The sequence below is a fragment of the Clavibacter sp. MX14-G9D genome (assembly GCF_032917815.1).
Taxonomy (GTDB): Bacteria; Actinomycetota; Actinomycetes; order Actinomycetales; family Microbacteriaceae; genus Clavibacter; species Clavibacter michiganensis_K.
In genome coordinates this window covers 1-1,411 of record NZ_JAVCVL010000360.1, presented here as the reverse complement: position 1 = coordinate 1,411, position 1,411 = coordinate 1, and the positions used below count along the sequence as shown (strand labels likewise).

1 protein-coding gene and 1 pseudogene are annotated in these 1,411 nt (G+C 77.5%); one reads left to right on the top strand and one right to left on the bottom strand.

What is annotated here, in order from left to right:
• A pseudogene (locus tag Q6969_RS15625) lies at positions 1 to 605 on the bottom strand (FHA domain-containing protein); the annotation flags it as partial.
• 230 nt (positions 606 to 835) lie between these two features.
• Between Q6969_RS15625 and Q6969_RS15620 the strand changes: the two are divergent.
• Positions 836 to 1,315: an Lrp/AsnC family transcriptional regulator gene (locus Q6969_RS15620; protein WP_094115484.1), complete on the top strand. Its 480-nt coding sequence runs from the start codon at positions 836 to 838 to the stop codon at positions 1,313 to 1,315.
• The last annotated feature ends 96 nt before the right edge of the window (positions 1,316 to 1,411 follow it).

Genomic DNA, 1,411 nt, shown 5'->3' with positions numbered 1-1,411 from the left:
CGTCGGCGTCGGCGTCGGCGTCGGGAGACCGGTGCCCGGCGTCCTCGGGAGCCGTCGACCGGTCCTCCGCGTCGGCGGGTGCGGACGTCCGGTCCTCCGGGGTGGCGCGGTCGGCGGCGTCCGGGCCGTCGTGCGCGTCCGCGGCGAGCGGATGCGTCGTGGCAGCGTCGGGGACCTCGTCCCGGCGAGCCTCGCGGTCGGGCGCCGGCGCGGTAGGCGCGGACGCGGTCGAGGGTGGCCAGGTAGAACGGCTGCGCCTGGCGCGCGTCGACGCGGCGCGGCTCCGCCGGGAGGCCGTCGGCGTCGCCGGCCTCCACGTCGACGACCGCGTCGCCGCGGAGGACCGCTTGGAGGCGCACCCCGGCGGCATCGCCGCCCTCGTGCACGAGCACGGCGAAGGAGGGCACCTCGTCCGGGCCGCGGAGCGGCAGCGCCGCGACGATCGACTCCGCCTGCACGGACGGGCTCGCGAGGATCCGCCAGACGTCCTCCACGACCCGCGCGGGAGCTCCCGCGGGCAGCACGACGACGGCGCGCGGGGTGATGACCGCGAGGCCCGGGGAGCCCGCGCGGGCGGGAGCGGATCGGTGGGAGCCCTCGCTCACGTCATCGGCTCCATCGAGGATCGGCGCCCGGTCGGGCGGTCGGCGACGGGCCTCGGGCGGCCGGACGCGCTGATCACGATGCTACCGCGCGCGCGTGCCCCGGCCGAGGGGTGCGCGGCCACCGGATCACGCCGCCTCCGGGACCGCTCGGAGGGGCATCTGCACCGCTCGGGGCGCGGGCGGCCGCGGATCCGGTTGCCCGGCCCCCTCCGGACTGCCATGCTCGGACGATGAGCACCCCGCAGCGCCCCTCCGCCCGGGGGCTCCCCGTGGACGCCATCTCCCGCTCCATCGTCGACCAGCTCCGCGAGGACGGCCGGCGCTCGTACGCGGAGATCGGCAAGGCGGTCGGGTTGAGCGAGGCCGCCGTCCGCCAGCGCGTGCAGAAGCTGACGGACGCCGGCGTCATCCGCATCGTCGCCCTCACCGACCCGCAGCAGCTCGGCCTCACCCGCCAGGCCATGATCGGCGTCACCGTGAGCGGCGACGTGCGCATCGTGGCGGACGCCCTCGCCGCCATCCCCGCGGTCGACTACGTCGTCATGACCGCCGGCACCTTCGACCTCCTGGCCGAGGTGGTCTGCGAGGACGACGAGGAGCTCGTGGAGCTCCTCAACGCGCGCATCCGGGGCCTGGAGGGCGTCGTGAGCACCGAGACGTTCGTGTACCTCAAGGTGCACACGCAGGACGGCCACGGGCGGTCGCGGTGACCCCGGCGCCGCGCTCCGGCTCCTCCCGCGTCCCGTCGCCGGCCGGCACTCCCCCGACCCGCGGGCGCGCCGCGTGATCGCCCCCCCCCGCCGTAC

Bases quoted from the DNA above. Each gene is read 5' to 3' on its own strand.
- Q6969_RS15620 (WP_094115484.1), top strand. From the start codon at position 836: ATGAGCACCCCGCAGCGCCCCTCCGCCCGGGGGCTCCCCGTGGACGCC.